The sequence below is a fragment of the Actinoplanes sp. CA-142083 genome (genome assembly GCF_050942195.1).
In the GTDB taxonomy this organism is placed as follows: domain Bacteria; phylum Actinomycetota; class Actinomycetes; order Mycobacteriales; family Micromonosporaceae; genus Actinoplanes.
Genome location: NZ_CP192076.1, coordinates 4,104,120 through 4,120,380, shown reverse-complemented (window position 1 = coordinate 4,120,380; position 16,261 = coordinate 4,104,120). Strand labels below are relative to the sequence as shown.

General features: G+C 72.7%; 16 protein-coding genes and 1 riboswitch. Of the genes, 3 read left to right on the top strand and 13 right to left on the bottom strand.

Features of this window, described 5'->3' with window-relative positions:
- Nucleotides 1–118 precede the first annotated feature (118 nt).
- Complete coding sequence (locus tag ACQPZX_RS18820) at nucleotides 119–1,168, bottom strand: Vms1/Ankzf1 family peptidyl-tRNA hydrolase (protein WP_433382374.1); 1,050 nt, start codon at nucleotides 1,166–1,168, stop codon at nucleotides 119–121.
- 72 nt (nucleotides 1,169–1,240) lie between these two features.
- Between ACQPZX_RS18820 and ACQPZX_RS18815 the strand changes: the two genes are divergently transcribed.
- Nucleotides 1,241–1,762 (top strand): hypothetical protein, encoded by a 522-nt coding sequence (locus ACQPZX_RS18815; protein ID WP_433382371.1) that lies wholly within the window; start codon nucleotides 1,241–1,243, stop codon nucleotides 1,760–1,762.
- 97 nt (nucleotides 1,763–1,859) lie between these two features.
- Nucleotides 1,860–3,341 (top strand): glutamate--cysteine ligase, encoded by a 1,482-nt coding sequence (locus ACQPZX_RS18810; RefSeq protein ID WP_433382368.1) that lies wholly within the window; start codon nucleotides 1,860–1,862, stop codon nucleotides 3,339–3,341.
- Here ACQPZX_RS18810 and crcB read toward each other — a convergent pair.
- The 11 genes from crcB to ACQPZX_RS18755 form a co-directional block, all read right to left on the bottom strand.
- Entirely contained in the window at nucleotides 3,338–3,694 is a 357-nt protein-coding gene (crcB, locus tag ACQPZX_RS18805; RefSeq protein WP_433382365.1) for a fluoride efflux transporter CrcB, read from the bottom strand. The two genes, ACQPZX_RS18810 and crcB, sit on opposite strands and share 4 nt — an antisense overlap.
- Entirely contained in the window at nucleotides 3,691–4,185 is a 495-nt protein-coding gene (locus tag ACQPZX_RS18800) for a fluoride efflux transporter FluC (RefSeq protein ID WP_433382362.1), read from the bottom strand. Before ACQPZX_RS18800 ends, crcB begins: the two co-directional genes overlap by 4 nt.
- A 121-nt stretch (nucleotides 4,186–4,306) precedes the next feature.
- Nucleotides 4,307–6,145 (bottom strand): cobalamin biosynthesis protein, encoded by a 1,839-nt coding sequence (locus ACQPZX_RS18795; protein WP_433382359.1) that lies wholly within the window; start codon nucleotides 6,143–6,145, stop codon nucleotides 4,307–4,309.
- Between the two features lie 20 nt (nucleotides 6,146–6,165).
- Nucleotides 6,166–7,527 carry a cobyrinate a,c-diamide synthase gene (locus ACQPZX_RS18790; protein WP_433382356.1) on the bottom strand — a complete coding sequence of 454 codons (1,362 nt, stop codon included), beginning with the start codon at nucleotides 7,525–7,527 and terminating at the stop codon, nucleotides 6,166–6,168.
- Nucleotides 7,521–8,120, bottom strand: coding sequence for a cob(I)yrinic acid a,c-diamide adenosyltransferase (gene cobO, locus ACQPZX_RS18785; protein ID WP_433382354.1), 600 nt, complete (start codon nucleotides 8,118–8,120; stop codon nucleotides 7,521–7,523). Before cobO ends, ACQPZX_RS18790 begins: the two co-directional genes overlap by 7 nt.
- Nucleotides 8,121–8,421: 301 nt before the next feature.
- A complete protein-coding gene (locus ACQPZX_RS18780) occupies nucleotides 8,422–10,707 on the bottom strand; it encodes a VWA domain-containing protein (protein ID WP_433382351.1) in 2,286 nt (761 codons plus the stop codon).
- A gap of 56 nt (nucleotides 10,708–10,763) precedes the next feature.
- Nucleotides 10,764–10,887, bottom strand: a riboswitch (cobalamin riboswitch).
- Nucleotides 10,888–10,903: 16 nt separating this feature from the next.
- Nucleotides 10,904–12,472 carry a gluconokinase gene (locus tag ACQPZX_RS18775; RefSeq protein ID WP_433382349.1) on the bottom strand — a complete coding sequence of 523 codons (1,569 nt, stop codon included), beginning with the start codon at nucleotides 12,470–12,472 and terminating at the stop codon, nucleotides 10,904–10,906.
- Between the two features lie 6 nt (nucleotides 12,473–12,478).
- Nucleotides 12,479–12,814, bottom strand: a complete 336-nt coding sequence (locus tag ACQPZX_RS18770; protein WP_433382346.1) for a VOC family protein — start codon at nucleotides 12,812–12,814, stop codon at nucleotides 12,479–12,481.
- A 307-nt stretch (nucleotides 12,815–13,121) separates the two neighbouring features.
- Complete coding sequence (locus ACQPZX_RS18765; RefSeq protein WP_433382343.1) at nucleotides 13,122–14,462, bottom strand: glycosyltransferase; 1,341 nt, start codon at nucleotides 14,460–14,462, stop codon at nucleotides 13,122–13,124.
- Nucleotides 14,459–14,821 carry a nuclear transport factor 2 family protein gene (locus ACQPZX_RS18760; protein ID WP_433382340.1) on the bottom strand — a complete coding sequence of 121 codons (363 nt, stop codon included), beginning with the start codon at nucleotides 14,819–14,821 and terminating at the stop codon, nucleotides 14,459–14,461. Before ACQPZX_RS18760 ends, ACQPZX_RS18765 begins: the two co-directional genes overlap by 4 nt.
- 36 nt (nucleotides 14,822–14,857) lie before the next feature.
- Nucleotides 14,858–15,232, bottom strand: coding sequence for a hypothetical protein (locus ACQPZX_RS18755; protein WP_433382337.1), 375 nt, complete (start codon nucleotides 15,230–15,232; stop codon nucleotides 14,858–14,860).
- Nucleotides 15,233–15,294: 62 nt separating this feature from the next.
- Between ACQPZX_RS18755 and ACQPZX_RS18750 the strand changes: the two genes are divergently transcribed.
- Nucleotides 15,295–15,534 carry a hypothetical protein gene (locus ACQPZX_RS18750; RefSeq protein ID WP_433382335.1) on the top strand — a complete coding sequence of 80 codons (240 nt, stop codon included), beginning with the start codon at nucleotides 15,295–15,297 and terminating at the stop codon, nucleotides 15,532–15,534.
- On the opposite strand, the gene ACQPZX_RS18745 is transcribed toward ACQPZX_RS18750, so the two are convergent.
- Nucleotides 15,523–16,203, bottom strand: coding sequence for a polysaccharide deacetylase family protein (locus ACQPZX_RS18745; RefSeq protein WP_433382332.1), 681 nt, complete (start codon nucleotides 16,201–16,203; stop codon nucleotides 15,523–15,525). The two genes, ACQPZX_RS18750 and ACQPZX_RS18745, sit on opposite strands and share 12 nt — an antisense overlap.
- Nucleotides 16,204–16,261: the final 58 nt, after the last annotated feature.

Sequence of the window (16,261 nt, the reverse complement as noted above, 5' to 3'; positions counted from 1 at the left end):
CACGCTGTCCGGATCCACGAACGCATTCGGTGCCATGTCCTGCCCCCATCCCGCGGCTCCCGAGTCAAGTTCACCTTTCGGAGGCGGCCGTTCGCGGGGTTTTCGGCAGATAGGCCGGTCAGGCGGCGGTCTCGCCGTCGTCGTCGCGCAGGATCGCGCCGATGCCGTGCGGCAGGTCGAGGTCTTCGGGGCCGACCAGCAGCAGGCCCGCGCCGGTGCCGACGACCGCGCGCAGCAGGGCCGCGTCGGCGCGCACCTCGACCGGCTCGACGCCGGAGTCGCGCAGCGTGGACGGGTCGGAGGCGATCAGACGGGGGTCGCCGGCGCCGATCCACAGCTTGTCGGTCGACTCGGGGTGGTCGACCAGCAGCACCTGGTCGACCTCGCCGCGCTGGAGCCGGACCACCACGTCGGCGAGGCCACCGGCGTGCGGGCCCGAGCCGAAACGGTCGTACGCGGCGCGGGCGTTCTGCTCGGCGACCTCGGCGACCGCCTTGGTGGTGGCGTCGTCGAGCCCGGACCCGCCGGCCTGGCCGGTGGTCACGACGCGGTCCCGCCAGTGCGGCGGCAGCTTGCCGACCACCCGCGGCACCTCGTGCGGGTCGCCGGCCACGACGACCACCTCGGCGCCGATCTCCGCGGCCGCGTCGGTGACCGCGGCCGCCACGTCGCCGGCGTTGCGCTTCCAGGTCTCCTCGGCCGCGTGCAGGTAGCGCAGGTGGGACCAGCCGCCCTTGACCGTGCGTCGCCGCGGCGCTCCCCCGCCGTCCATCGAGACCTCGCCGCCGCCGTCTCCTGCGACCAGCCGCACGTACGGCACCTCCTCGCCACGCTGTGCGACCAACGGCATAGCGTGCGGTAACGGCGCCCAGACCGCCAGATCGGCCGCGGGCGGCGCCGTCATGGTCTCGGCCAGGACCACCCGGCCGCCGTTCGCGAAGATCGCGAGGCCGTGGCGGCCGCTCCTGCGGGGCTGGTCGCGGATCGTCTCGCCGATGGCCGCGATCGTGGCGTCGTCGGCTCCCTGCCTGGTCAGCGCCTCGGCGAGGGACCGCCAGCGCTGGTCGGCCCGCCGCTCGGCGTCCTGGCCGGCCCGGGTCGCGTCGAGGTAGACCGACGCCCACGGACCGTCCCCCGCGAACAGCGGGCGCAGATATGAGAGTTCCATCCTCTCATTCACTCACGGTACCCATGAAGTTGCTCTCCGTACGATATGAAGACATCCAGGAGGTGATCCCCCATGGACGAGGTCGAGCTGTACCGCGAGCAGATCCTCCGGCACGTGAGTCCCGTCATCACCGGCCGGTTCGCCGGCTACCAGACGTCGTACACCCGCGAGATCAAGGTCGGTCAGCCCCTGCTGGTTCTCGTCTTCCTCGCCGCCGGCGTGGCCCAGCTGATCGGCTCGCTGCTGCGGATGCGGCCCGGCCGGCGCAGCTTCAAGGAGCTGAAGAAGGGACCCGAGTTCCTGGTGACCCCGCTGCGGGTGCGCGACGACCTGGGCCAGACGTACGAGGTGGAGATGCACGGCCACCTGCCGCAGTCGGCGCTGCATCGGGGCGATCTGGTGCAGCTCACCACCCAGCCGCAGAAGGACGAACGGCTGCCCGTACGCCTGGTCCAGGTGGTCAACCTGACCACCATGCAGCCGCTGACCCCGCGCATCCCCACCACGTGGTCGCACCTCGGCCCGGCCCTGCTGCTGCAGGCGTTTCTCGGGACGGTCGTCGTCGCGGCGGTGATCGCGGCCTGGGTTGCTTGAGCTTTGCGGTAAAGGGGTACCGGCACATGTCGATGGACGCCTGGCGCAGACCTTCACGGTGTGCGAGTTTGGAGTCACTCGAGAGAGGTGGTGTGCCGTGGGCGAGGAAGTCGAGCAGACCAACTTCACCCGAGAGGATCGGGCCCGTTACCGGCATAAGATCCGCCGGAGCCTGGACGTGTTCGCCGCGATGCTGCGCGAGTCCCGCTTCGAGTTCGAGCGCCCGCTCACCGGCATGGAGATCGAGCTCAACCTCATCGACGAGGCCGCCGATCCGGCGATGCGCAACGCCGAGGTGCTGGGCGCGATCGCGGATCCCGATTTCCAGACCGAGCTGGGCCAGTTCAACATCGAGATAAACGTGCCGCCGCGGCGCCTGGCCGGCGACGAGAACGCCGACCTCGAGCGGACGCTGCGGGCCAGCCTCAACAACGCGGAGAAGCACGCCCGCGGCGTCGGCGCGCACACCGTGATGGTGGGCATCCTGCCGACGCTGCGCCGCGAGCACATGACGCTCGACGCCCTGTCGGCCAACCCGCGCTACAAGCTGCTGAACGAGCAGATCTTCGCGGCCCGGGGCGAGGACCTCGACATCCGCATCGACGGCGTGGACCGGCTCGCGGTCACCACCGACACGATCGCGCCCGAGTCGGCCTGCACCAGCACGCAGTTCCACCTGCAGGTCAGTCCCGCGCAGTTCGCGGCGTACTGGAACGCCGCCCAGGTCATCGCGGGCATCCAGGTGGCTCTGGGGGCGAATTCGCCGCTGCTGTTCGGCCGGGAGCTGTGGCGGGAGACGCGCATCCCGCTTTTCGAACAGGCCACCGATACCCGTCCGGAAGAGATAAGGGCCCAGGGGGTACGCCCGCGGGTGTGGTTCGGCGAGCGGTGGATCACCAGCGTGTTCGACCTCTTCGAGGAGAACGTCCGCTACTTCCCCGCCCTGCTGCCGATCTGCGACGAGGCCGACCCGGCCGAGATCCTGGAACGCGGCGAGGTGCCGGAGCTCAGCGAGCTACGCCTGCACAACGGCACCATCTACCGCTGGAACAGGCCGATCTACGCGGTCGTGCGCGGCCGCCCGCATCTGCGCGTGGAAAATCGGGTGCTGCCGGCCGGCCCCACGGTCGTCGACACCCTCGCCAACGCGGGGTTCTACTACGGCCTGATCCGCAACCTCGCCGAGGCCGAGCGGCCACTGTGGACACAGATGAGCTTCAGCGCGGCCGAGGAGAATTTCCACGCCTGCGCGAGGCACGGCATCGACGCCAGCGTGTTCTGGCCGGGGCTGGGCTACATCCAGGTGACCGAGCTGGTGCTGCGCCGGCTGCTGCCGCTGGCCCAGCAGGGTCTCGAGCGGTGGGGCGTCTCCCCGGCCGAGCGCGACCGGCTGCTCGGCATCATCGAGCAGCGCTGCCTGACCCACCGCAACGGCGCCGCCTGGCAGGTGCGGACCCTGCACGCGCTGGAGGCCGAGGGCCGCGACCGGAAAGAGGCGCTGCACGAGATGCTTCGGCGCTATCTCCCGCCCATGCACGAGAACGTCCCGGTCCACCAGTGGGAGTATCCGGAGGCTTAGACCGCCTGGGCGAGCAGCAGCCCGACACCCGCCGCGCCCAGGCCGGCGACCACGGACGCGATCACGTTGACGAGCGCGTAGAAGCGGAAGCCGTCCTGGGTCAGGCGCAGCGTCTCGTAGCTGAACGTCGAATACGTGGTGAGCGCGCCGCAGAAGCCGGTGCCGAGCAGCGCCGTCCAGGCCGGATCGGCGGGCAGGCCGGCGACGAAGCCGAGCAGCAGCGAGCCGGCCACGTTGACGCTGAAGGTGCCCCACGGGAACACCGAGTCGTGCTTGGCCTGGACGGTCCGGTCGGTGAGATAGCGCAGCGGGGCGCCGATCGCCGCGCCCAGCGCGATGAGCAGCAGGGTCACCGGCGAGCGCCCCTCACCGCGGCGCGGGTCAGAGCCGTGCCGGCCCCCACCGCGAGCAGCGCGCAGACGAGGGTCAGCGCCAGGTAGGACAGGGCCACCCAGGCGGCGCCCTCACCCGCGGCGCGCTGGATGTCGACGACGTACGTGGAGAAGGTCGTGTACCCGCCGAGGATGCCGACGCCGGCGAACGGGCGCAGAAGCGGCTTGCCGGTGACCACGTCGGTGACGATCACCATGAGGATGCCGATCAGGAAGCACCCGGTCACGTTGATGACGAACGTCGACCACGGGAAGCCGCCGGCCGGATGCGGCCAGGCCTGCGCCACGAAGTACCGCGACAGCGCGCCGACGACACTACCCGCGGAGATCGAGCTCAGCACCGGCCACGGGCTCGGTCGCAGCTCGGCCTCGACGGCCGGCATGTGGAGATCGACATCGGAATCCATCGGCGCCCTGGTGGCGCCGGCTCTTTCGACATCCGGCTCCGTCACGACACACTCCTCCCCACCAGCATCCTGGTAGGGACCGTTGGCGTCGTCGCTGTTCACCCCGTCGCACGGAGTCGGCGGGCCCCACCGCCGTCCAAGATTCTAGCCGCGGGGCCCGCCGCACCTACGCCTTAGGGGTGAGCGTCACGTCGTCGAGGACGAACGAGGTCGGGATCTGAGTCCCCTCGACCCCGGTGAAGGTGATCGCGGTGCTCCCCGAACCCGAGACCGAGAGCGATTTCTGGACATATCCGGAAGAGGCGTTGAGATTCGAGTACGTGGCGAGGGTCGTGCCCCACGCGGTCACGGTCAATTTGTCGTACGCGGTCGTCGTGGTCGTCTCATCGGTGTCGACGTGCAGCCAGAAGCTCAGCGTCGCGCCACCGCATCCCGCGGGAATGGTGACCGTCTGCGTCAGCGTGTCGGTGTGCGTCGTGCCGTAGCCGTCGAGCCAGGCCTTGTACGAGCCGGCGTGCGAGGCCTGCGACGACGAGTTGGTGATGACGCCCGAGCCGGCGCTCCAGCCCGTGCTGCCCGACTCGAAGCCCGTGTTGGCCAGCAGTTGGGTGGTGCCGCAAGAACCCGGCGTGGTGCCGCCCGTCCCCGCCAGCCACTCGGTCGCGTTCAGCGCGAGCGCCGCGTTCGTCCCCGCTGGATCGTTCCAGCCGTCGTAGAGCGTGTTGCCCGACTGCCCGGTCCCGTCGTCGATCGGCGAGCTGTCGCCCCACACCGCGACCCGTCCCGACCCGAACGTGCTGGTCGTGAAGAACGCGCCGGTGGTGCCGCTCTGGCTGGAACCCGGCCGCCACACGAGGCCCTTCACGCTCGCGTTGGCGCTCTTGTTGAGCGTCTGCGTGCTGCCGTCGCGGATGATGCTGCCCGTCACCCGGCCGTACGGCCCGTTGATCACCGGGTCGGAGCCGCCGCTGATCGCGACCGGGTTCTCGCTCGAGATGTCGTTCGAGTCGACGCTGAACCCGAACGGCGACGTGTTGTCGACCCCGTTGTTGGTGAGCAGGTCGTTGGCGATCTCGACCGAGTCGTACCCGTCGTTGTTCCGGTCGCTGCCGGTGTGGTCGACGATGAGGAAGAACCCGCCGCCGGCCTGGATGAACTTCATGATCGCGGTCTTCTCGGCCTCGCTCAGCAGCACGTTCGGCTCGGGCATCACGAAGACGTCGAAATTCTTCAGATCAAGAGCGCCGGAGCCACCGTACGTGATGGAGTTGCCGGCCGGCAGCGTCTTGAGGCTGTAGGCGCCGGTGCGCTGCAACGCCACACCCCACGCGGACAGCGCGCCCGTCCACGACGTCTCCGACGACGGGTTGGCATTCTGCCCCAGCGGGTCGGGCTGGGACGTGCTGATGATCCAGTCGGCGTTGCCCGCCGTCTCGGCCTTGCTGTTGTCGAACAGCACACGATGGACCACCGCCGCCGACGCGGGTGGCGTCGACACGACGGCGACGAGGGCGGCTCCGGCTGCCAGGATGGCGGCGGCCAGGACAGCCCGGGAACGGATCAGCACCTTGCACCTCCGATGGTCGATATATCGACCGGAGCCTATGGGTGCTCGGTGGCGCGGCCTACCCTGCGAGGTCGCCGCCCGGTGACGCAAGGGAAACCCTCGCGCGACGGCCACCGTGACGCCCGGGAAGACGCGCTTCGGGAGGATGAGCTCGTCGCCGGCGGCCAGGGCCGCCGCTTCGGCGACGCTGGGCGTGCCTACGGCGGCTGCGACTCTCTCGCTCTTTTCGAGTACGTGTTGAGCACCGAGCTCGGTGGCCGTGAACCCTTTGAGCTCCCAACCGTGCGCGGCGGCCAGGGCCCGGACGCCGTCCTCAGCGGCCCGGCGGTCGAGCGTGGCCAGCACCCGCACGTGAGCTGTGGTCGCGTGCACCTCGGCGAGGGCCGCCACGATCGCGGCGGAGAGCTCGGCTTCCGTCCTTCCGCGACGTGCCCCCAAGCCGACGACCAGCCCGAGTGTCACTCCAGGGCGGCCGTGACGACGTTGCGGGCCAGCGTGGGGGCGCCCGCCCAGTGCAGGTGCAGGTAGGAGGCGTGCACGTGCGGGAGCGCGAAGCCTTCGGGATCGGCGCCCCGCCACTGCCAAGCCGCGCCGGCCGCCGGGGAGAGCAGTAGGCCCGAGCGGGGATGGACGGCGGTCCGGTGGAACTCGTGGCCGGTGACCCGGGTCCCGGCCTGGGCCAAAGGACTGTCGGCCAGGGCCACGGCGTCGCGGTAGCCCAGGGTCAGGGTCTGGGTCATGGCCGCGTCGGCGTCGAGGACTCCGCACATCGGGGCGTCATCGAGGGTCCGGCAGAGCCAGAGCAGGCCCGCGCACTCGGCCACGATCGGCCCACCGGCGGCGGCCAGGGCGTCCACCTCCCGGCGCAGGGGCTCGTTGGCGGACAGCTCCGACGCGTACACCTCGGGGAAACCGCCACCCACCACCAGCCCGCGCGTGCCCGCCGGCAGTTTCTCGTCCCGCAGCGGATCGACGACGACCACCTCGGCACCGGCGGCCGTCATGAGCTCCGGCGTCTCAGCGTAGGAGAACGAGAACGCCGGACCACCGGCCAGCGCGATGACCGGACGTCCCTCGGTCGGTTGCCCGACGGCCTCCGACGGGCTCCAGGGCTCGGCGTGCAACGTCGGGGCGGAGCGGGCGATCGCCTCCACCTCGTCCAGGTCGACTGAGTTCGCCACCAGAGCGGCGAGAGCGTCGACGGAAGCCTGGGCCTCGGCGCGGCGCTCGGCGGCGGGGATCAGGCCCAGGTGGCGGGAGGGCGCGGCCACCGCGTCGGCGCGGCGCATCGCGCCCAGGACCGGGGTGCCTACCTCCTCGCAGGCCTCGCGCAGCAGCGCCTCGTGCCGGTCGGAGCCGACCCGGTTGAGGATGACGCCTTCCAGGCGCACGCTGCCGAAGCTGCGGAACCCGTGCACCAGCGCGGCGATCGACCGGCCCTGGGCGGCGGCGTCCACGACCAGGATCACCGGCGCGTTCAGCAGGGCGGCGACCTGGGCCGTCGAGCCGGTGTCGCCGGCGCCGACGCGGCCGTCGTAGAGGCCCATCACGCCCTCGACGACCGCCAGCTCGGCGCCGGCCGCGCCGTGCGCGAAGAGCGGGCCGATCAGCCCCTCCCCGACCAGCACCGGGTCGAGGTTGCGCCCGGGCCGGCCCGCCGCGAGGGCGTGGTAGCCGGGGTCGATGTAGTCGGGTCCGACCTTGAACGGCGCGACCGGCAGTCCCCGCCGGGCGAACGCCGCCAGCAGCCCGGTGGCGACCGTGGTCTTGCCGTGTCCCGAGGCGGGCGCGCCGATCACGATGCGGGGGATGCTCACCATTCGATGCCCTGCTGTCCCTTGCGGCCCGCGTCCATCGGATGTTTCACCTTGGTCATCTCGGTGACCAGGTCAGCCGCCTCGAGCAGCTCCGGCGCCGCGTCCCGCCCGGTGATCACCACGTGCTGCGTGCCGGGTCGATCGGCCAGCGTCGCCACCACGTCCGCGACGTCGACCCAGCCCCACTTCATCGGGTAGGTGAACTCGTCGAGCACATAGAACTTGTAAGTCTCGGCCGCCAGATCACGCTTGATCTGCGCCCAGCCTTCGGCCGCCTCGGCGGCGTGGTCCCGCTCGGTGCCGGCCCGCTGGATCCAGGACCAGCCCTCACCCATCTTGTGCCAGGCGACCGGCGCTCCACCCGTGGTGCCGAGAGCTTTGAGGGCGGCTTCCTCGCCGACCCGCCACTTCTCCGACTTCACGAACTGGAACACCCCGATCGGCCAGCCGGCACTCCAGGCCCGCAGCGCCATCCCGAACGCGGCCGTCGACTTCCCCTTGCCATGCCCGGTATGTATGGCCAGCACGGCCTGCCGCCGACGCTGCCGCGTGGTGAGGCCGTCCTGCGGAACGGTAGTGACCTTGCCCTGCGGCATCAGAGAGCCACCCTCTCCACGATCGCGCCCTCACCGCGAGGGCAGCACAGCTTTGACGACTTCCCGCGCTCTCCGCGCACCACTTCATCAAGATCGCGCCTCAGCAAGCCACCCACCCGGACGCGGCGCGACAGCCTTGATGACTTCCCGCGCGCTCCGCACACCACCTCATCAAGATCGCGCCACAGCGAGCCACCCACCCGGGCGCGGCGCGACAGCTTTGATGACTTCCCGCGCTCTCGGCGCACCACCTCATCAAGATCGCGGGCGGGGCGGGCGGGTGCGAGGCAGGGCGACGCCATCAGGCGGCCCTTCGCGGCGCGGGGCCGGCGGCCATGCCGGCAGCGGGGCCTGCGGCGGAGCGGGTGGCGGGGCCGGCGACAGGGCCGCCAGCGGGGCCGGCGGCGGGGCCCGCGGCGGGGCCCGCGGCGGGGCCAGCGGCGGGGCCAGCGGCGGGGCCAGCGGCGGGGCCAGCGGCGGGGCCAGCGGCGGCGGGGCCGGCAGAGCGCGCGGCGGGGCCGGCGGCGGCCTCGAGGTGGTCCAGGGGCATGAGGTCGGCGTTCAGGGCTGTGGCCAAGCGGCGGGCCAGGCCTAGGCGGATCGGGCCCGATTCGCAGTCGACTACGACGGCGGCTACGCCGGCGAGGGCGGGCGCTACCGTCACGGGGTCGGGGCCGCTGGTGGCTCGGCCGTCGGTGACGACGATCAGCAAGGGGCGGCGGCGCGGGTCGCGGCGGCGCTCGGTAGCGACGGTGGCTGCGGCGGTGCGCAGGCCGGCCGCCAGTGGGGTGCGGCCGCCGGTGCGGAGGCTTGCCAGGCGCAGGACGCCTACCTCGTGGCTGGAGGTCGGCGGCAGGACCTGCTCGGCCTGGTGGCCGCGGAAGGTGATCATTCCGATCCGGTCCCGGCGCTGGTAGGCGTCGCGCAGCAGGGACAGGACGGCGGTCTTGACGATGGTCATGCGCTTGCGGGCGGCCATCGAGCCGGAGGCGTCGACGACGAACAGCACGAGGTTGGCCTCGCGGCCGACGTGCACGGACTCGCGCAGGTCGCGCGGGTGGACGTCGCGGGCGCCCCGGTGCAGCGCGGCGCGGAGGGTGGCGGGCAGGTGCGGGGCGCCGGCCAGCTTGCCGCGCGGGACCCGGCTGCCGATCACGCGACCCCGGCGGGCGAAAGCCGGCGAGCGACGACCGGCGTGGCCGCCCTCGCCGCGGCGGGCGATCGAGAGCGTGCGCGTCCGATAGGGGTTGCCCGCAGCGCTGCCGGGGCCGTCGGCGGCCGGCGACGACGGCTCCGCCGCGTCAGCCTGCCGCGTATCCGTTTTTTCGGAAATGTCCGAGGAGGCGGGCGAGCTGCGGCCTGAAGGCGGGCCGCCGGCCGAACCCGACCCGCCCGAATCCGACCCGCCCGGACCCCCAGAGCCGGGCCCGCCCGAGCCGCCCGAATCAGGCCCGCCCGAGCCACCCGAATCAGGGCCGCCCGGGCCACCCGAATCGGGCCCGTCCGGGCCACTCGAGTCGGGACCGTCCGGCGGCGCGCCACCCCCGTCGGGGTCGTCATCGGGCCGTTCCATCCCGGCCTCGGCCTCGGCGAGCGCATCCTCGAGCCGCCGCTCATCGGTCCCGGGCGGGTCGAGCGGATCCTTCCGCCGCCGGTGCGGCAGGGCGAGCCGCGCCGCGTCGCGTACGTCGTCGGCGGTGACCCTCGACCGCCCGTGCCAGGCCGCCAGCGCCACCGCGCAGCGGGCAACGACGATGTCCGCCCGCATCCCGTCGACGCCGTAGGCCAGGCACACCCGGGCGATCCGATCGAGCTCACCGTCCGGCAGCACCACCCGGGGCAGCAGCCCTTGCGCCTCCACGATCCGCGAGGCCAGGTCACGGTCGGAGGCGGCGAACCGCGCCGCGAATCCCTCCGGGTCCGCTTCATAGGCCAGCCGGCGGCGCACCACCTCGGCGCGCTCCCGGGGCTCGCGCGGCGCCCCCACCGTCACCACCAGCCCGAACCTGTCCACGAGCTGCGGGCGAGGCTCCCCCTCTTCGGGGTTCATCGTTCCCACCAGCAAGAACCGGGCCGCGTGCTTGACCGACACCCCGTCCCGCTCGACGTGCGCGCGCCCCATCGCCGCCGCGTCCAGCAGCAGGTCCACCAGGTGATCGGGCAGCAGGTTCACCTCGTCGACGTACAGCACGCCGCGGTGCGCCGCCGCCAGCAGGCCCGGCTCGTAGGCCTTCACCCCGTCGGCCAGCGCGCGCTGAATGTCCAGCGTGCCCACGACGCGGTCCTCCGTGGCCCCGACCGGGAGCTCCACCAGCGCGGACGGCCGGGAGATCGCCGGGCTGTCGGCGGGGTGCGGCCCGTCGGGGCACGCGGGGTCGGGCGCCTTCGGGTCACAGGCGAACCTGCACCCCCGTACGATGGAAACCGCCGGCAGCAAGCCGGCCAGCGCTCGCACCACCGTGCTTTTCGCGGTCCCCTTCTCTCCTCGCACGAGCACCCCGCCCACATGCGGCGAGACGGCGGTCAGCAGGAGCGCGAGGCGCAGGTCGGCAAGCCCGACCACGGCGGAGAACGGGTACGGCGTCACGGAGGTCCCTTCTGTGCGGGTGTCCACGCCCGCACGACGGTTGGCACGAGCGGCCGGAGTCTCCTGACTCCCGGATCGACGCCTCCCGCTCGCCTTCCAGCCGGGCCGGCCGTGGCTTGAAGAACGAGACGCTCCCCGGTCACAGTGGCGGGACCGCCCCGGATTCGCACCGGGTTCCTCCGCTACCGCTCGCCGGTCATGCTTTCTCACCCCCGGTGGCGCCGTCAACGTGACCGGCGGTGACCGGCGTCTCTACCGGCGGGGCGAGCCGGTCGAGCTCCCGCACGATATCCATGGTCGACAGCGCCGCCTTCTCGACCAGTGGCCGCAGCTTGGCGTAGAGCGCCGCGTTCTCCGGGTCCGGCCGGGTCGGCTCGCCGATCGCGATCAGCGCCGCCGCGTGGTCGAGATCGGGCAGCTCGCCCAGCGCGTGCAAACCCAGCAGGCAGGCGCCCAGCGCCGTGCCCTCCGGCGTGTCGGCGATCGCCACCGGCAGGTCGAGCGCCGCCGCGAGCACTCCCACCCACAGCTCGGACGCGGTCGACCCGCCGGTCGCCCGCACCTCGGTGACCGCGAACCCTTCGGTCGCGAACGAGTCCCGCACCAGCGCCAGCTGCTGGCACACCCCCTCGACCGCGGCCCGTACCAGGTGGGCGCGCCCATGCTCACGTCGCAACCCGAGGTACGCGCCGCGCATCCCCGCGCGCCACCACGGCGCCCGCTCGCCCAGCAGGTACGGCAGGCAGAGCAGGCCGTCGCTGCCCGGCGCCACGCCCTGCGCCTCCACCAGCAGCGCGGCGTCCCGCTCGTCGGCGTCCTCGCCTTCGGCGCCCGGTCGTTCGAAGCCGGACGCGAAGCTCTGCCCCGCCCAGCGCACCACTGACCCGGCGTTGTTGACCGCGCCGCCGATGACCCAGCGATCCTCGGTCAGCGCGTAGCAGAACAGCCGCCCGTCGGCGTCGACCGTCGGCCGGTCCACCACAGTCCGCAGCGCGCCGCTGGTGCCGAGCGAGACCGCCGCGACGCCGGCCGGGGTGGCGCCGAGGCCCAGGTTGGCGAGGGGCCCGTCGGCCGCCCCGATGACCAGCGGCAGGCCGCCGAGCTCGGGCTTCAGCTTCAGAATCGTGGTGGTCGGCACTACCTGGGCGAATTGCCCCTCCTTGGCCCCGGCGATCTCGAGCGCTTCCGGGTCCCACTGCCGCGAATGGATGTCGTAGAGCCCGGTCCCGGAGGCGACGGACAAATCGAGCAGGAAGGCCTCGTCGGTCAGCGCGGCGAGCACGAGCTCCTTGACCCCGCCCCACCGAGGGGTGCCGCGCAGGGTGGCCGGGTCGTTGGCCCGCCACCACGCCAGCTTCGTCAGCGGCGACATCGGATGCACCGGCGTGCCGGTCCGCGCGTGCAGCCCCTTCGCCCGGCCCGAAGCGATGATCTCGTCGCACTGCCCACCGGCCCGGCCATCGGCCCACGTGATCAGCGGCCCCAGCGGCGCGCCGTTGCCATCCATCGGCACGAGCCCGTGCAGGAACGCGCTCAGGCTGACCGCGACGACCCGGTCCCCCTGCTCGCGGCAGGCCGCGGTCACGTCGGTCAGCGCCTTCACCGCCGCGTCCACCAGGTGTTTCGGGTCGAGCTCGGCCCGGCCCGGCGCCGGCACCGAGAGTGGATAGTGGACGCTCGTCTGCGCCCGCAGCCGTCCGTCGGCCCCGGCCGCGATCGCCTTGGTGGCGGTGGTACCCGTGTCGATGCCGATCACCACGTCCATGGCGCCTCAGCTCACCAGGCAGAAGACGTGACCGTCGACATCGGTCAGCACCGCCTGCCGCTCGCCCCACGGCTGATCCGCGGGCGGGTCGATCACGGTGGCCCCCGCCTTCTCCGCGGCGGCGGTCACCGCGTCCACGTCGTCGACGACATAGCTCGCCGCCACCCCCGCGAGGCCTGGTGTCGGTGGCCGCCGATGCAGCATCACCTCGGGGTCGCCGAGCATCACCACGTCGCCGGCCCGATATTTCTCGCCGAGCCCGAGCGCGTCCCGGTAGAGCGCGAGCGCCCGATCCAGATCCGCCACCGACACAATGATCCGCCGCACCCCACGCACCGTCATGCGTTCAACCTATCCGCCGCGCCCGCCGTCCGCCGGACCGTGCAACGCAAGCCAGGCGGTTCTCTCCCGCACTTTTTCCGGGTACGCGGCGACGCCTCCCCCAACCACAACACGCACAGTCCCCGCCGCGGCGGCCACTCTCACTGCGACACAGGGCCATACCCGGCTTCCGGCCATGCGACCCGTCGCGCTTTTCGCGCGTCGACCGATCCCATCGAGAACCAACGCGTCCCCGCGGCCCTCGCGCCTCCGCGAGCGCCAGCCGAGCCGGGCGCGGTCCCGCGACCCCCTCGCGCTTCCGCGAGCGCTAGCCGATCCAGTCGACGATCGGCGCGGCCCCGTCCTCGGCCCCGACTCGCGCGGACATGGCCTGCGCCCGCGCCGCATAGTGCGGATTCTCCGTGACCCGTCGCAGCGCCGCCGCCAGCGCGTCCACGCTCAGCGCCGGCATCGGGATCGGCCGGGCGGCGACCCCGAGCTCGTGCAGCCGCCGCGCCCAGAACGGCTGGTCCGCCAGCACCGGCACCGGAACGGCCGGCACTCCCGCCCGAAGCCCCGCCGCCGCGGTCCCCGCTCCCGCGTGATGCACCACCGCCGCCACCCGCGAAAACAGCCATTCGTGCGGCACTTCCCCGATGCTAAGCACGTCACCCCCGTCCCGAGCCGTCCCCGCGTCCCGAGCCGTCCCCGCGACCTGCGCCGCACCCGCGGCCTGCGGCGTCCCCGCGACCCGCGCCGCACCCGCGGCCTGCGGCGTCCCCGCGGCCTGAGCCGCACCCGCCGTCAGCCCCGACCAGCCCGCCTGCAAGATCGCCCGCACTCCCGCCCGCCGCGCCGCCGCGACCGCGATCTCCCCGAGCCGCTCCCCCTGCCCCGGCGCCATGCTCCCGAAGCCGATGAACACCGGCGCCGGCCCGTCCGCCAGGAACGCCTCCAGCTCGGCCGGCGCCCGCCACCCCGGATCCACCGCCGGCCACCAGTAGCCGGCGATCCGCAGCGCCGACGGCCAGTCCCCTGGGCGCCGCAGCACCGCCGGGCTGAAGCCGTGGAACGTCGGCCCTTCCCACTCCTGCGAACCGCGCAGCGCCCGCAACGCGACCCGCGGCAGGCCGAGCGAGCCCCGCAGCTCCCGGATCGGCCCCGCGTACAACGACTCGGCCGCCTTGAACGCCGACCACCCCACGGCCAGATTCCCCCACGGCCCGAAGGACCGCCCGCCCATCAGCACCGACCCGAATTCCCTAGTCGGATACACGGGCTGCAGAAATACTCCGGCCCGCCGGATCCCGTACGCGTCGGCCACCTGATATCCGAGCGGGGCCACCATCGTCGAAAGAAGGAGAACGGATGGTTTCACCGACTCGACGGCCGACACGATCCCCGCGCCGAGGGAGGCGATAAGCGGCCGCGCGAGCACGAACTGCCGCGCCAGCGCCCGCGCGTTCAGCCCGCCGATGGCGTGCGCCAGCGTGGCCCGCAGGTCGCCCGGCAGCGGCTCGAAGCCCAGCCCGACCCGTTCGACCGTGCCGCGGAACGGCGAGTGGGTGGCCATCGCTACCTCGTGCCCGGCTTCCCGCAGGCGTACCCCGAGCCCCGTGTACGGCGCCACGTCGCCCATCGAGCCCGAGGTGACGATGAGAACCTTCATCGTGACAGCTTGGCCGCCATCGCCTCGCCGAGTGCCTGAACCCCGCTGAGCGGCCGCACCATCACCATGAAGTCGTCGATCTTCCCGTCCGCGTCGACGTGCAGGAAGTCGCACCCGGTCAGCGCCCGCTCGCCGATCCGAGCCTCGAAGACCAACGCGGCGTCGGCGTCCGCCACGATCTCCCGTACGTAGCGGAAATCCTCGAAAACCGTGAACACCGCCCGCAGGATCACCCCGACGGCGGCGCGGCCCTCGTAGGGCTTGAACGCCACCGGGCTGTGGAACACCACGTCGTCGGCGAGCAGCGCGACGGCGGCCTCGATGTCTCCGGCCTCGACGGCCGCACGGAATTCACGCATCTGACGGAGTCTACGAGAGGCGCCTGTCAAAGCGATCTAGCCTGTGGGAGTGCGATGGGCGGTGCCGCTTCTGGCGATGATGGCAGCGGGAGCGGTGAGCGTCTGGGGCGCGTTGTACGCGTTGCCCTGGGTGACCGCGGTCGGCTGCCTCAGCCTGCTGGCGGTGCTGGGCGTGCACCTGGCCGTCAACGAGCGGGAGGCGCCGTCCTGGCTGCGGCTGATGCTGGGCACCGGGCTGGTGCTGCTTGCCGGGGCGGTGCTGATCAAGGTGTCGGGGTGGGACGCGGGGAGCGGGACGCTGAACGTCCCGGGGATGTCCGAGCTGGTCGAGGAGCTGCGGGCGGCGTTCCAGCGGGAGGCGGCCGTGGCGGGGTTCCAGTTCCTCGCGTGGCTGTGCCTGGCCGTGACCACCGGGTCGCTGCTCCGCCGGCCGTCCGCCGTTCGGGGCCGGGGCGCTGGCGATCATCGCGGGCATGGCGTTGCTGGCCGGGGCGGCGACCGGCGAGGCCGAGGACGCGTGGACCAACTGGCACGAGTGGCAGTTGCTGTCGGGCCAGCTCAGCCGCCTCTACGGGATCTCGGTAGCCGTCAGTGACACCGGCGGCCCCTACGTGGAGGCCGGGGTGCTGGTCGGCGCGGCCTTGCTGGGCACCACGCTGACCGTGCTGGCGTGCGCGCGGCTGAGCGCGACGGAAGACGCTCTAGACGCCTGAGCGGGCGACCAGGTCGGAGACGGTGACGGCCCGCAGGGACAGGGCGGACAGCAGCTCGTCGGTGGTCTCGACGACACCCTGCCGTTCGGGGCCGCCCTCGTGCAGGACCAGGATCGAGCCGGGGCGGACACCGGGGAGCAGGGACTTGGCGATCCGCTCGTCGGACGGCAGGCCCTTGTTGCCGGCGACCAGCGTGCCGAGGACGGCCCGCAGGTTCTGCTCGGCGGCCGAGCGCAGCATGCGCGGGGTGAAGACGCCGGAGCCGGGGCGGAACCAGCGGACCGGGCCGTGCGGCTCGAGCAGCTCGGTGGTGCGGGCCAGGTCGAGGCGGAACTGGGCGTCGGGGATCAGCGCGGACCGCTCGTCGCGCATCAGGTGGTTGGCGACCTCGTGGCCGGCCTCGGCGATCGCCGCGACCAGCTCCGGGTATGCCTCGACGCGCTCGCCGACCAGGAAGAACGTGGCCTTCGCGCGGTGCCGTTGCAGGACCTCGAGCAGCCGCGGGGTGCTCTCGGGGCTGGGGCCGTCGTCGAAGGTGAGGGCGAAGACCGGATCGGCGGTGTCGACATACCAGATCACGCCGCCGGGGATCAGCCGGGAGACGGCCCGGGTCGCGGGCTCACGCCAACGGAAAACGAGGTCGGCGAGTCCGGCCGGTGTCGACGTCATGAACGAAGGGTATCCCGCACAACCGAAACGCCCCGCCGTAACCGTACGGCGGGGCGTT